We start from the raw sequence: 249 nt of genomic DNA, 5'->3' as shown, positions 1-249 counted from the left end.
GCTTTTGGAGGCGACCACCCCAGTCAAACTACCCACCAAGCAATGTCCTCAATCCATGAGTTAGAACTCAAACAAACGAAGGGTCGTATTTCAACAGCGGCTCCACAAACACTGGCGTGCCTGCTTCTAAGCCTCCGACCTATCCTACACATCGCGTGCCCAAATTCAATGCTAAGCTATAGTAAAGGTTCACGGGGTCTTTTCGTCCCATCGCGGGTAATCGGCATCTTCACCGATACTACAATTTCA

1 rRNA gene is annotated in these 249 nt (G+C 49.4%); it reads right to left on the bottom strand.

Annotation, left to right across the window (positions count from 1 at the left end):
• Positions 1-249: ribosomal RNA gene (locus tag I6E11_RS14975) — 23S ribosomal RNA — on the bottom strand; the annotation flags it as partial.

This window comes from Bacteroides caecigallinarum, assembly GCF_021531075.1.
GTDB lineage: Bacteria > Bacteroidota > Bacteroidia > Bacteroidales > Bacteroidaceae > Phocaeicola > Phocaeicola caecigallinarum_B.
This window is presented reverse-complemented; position numbering and strand designations above follow the sequence as displayed.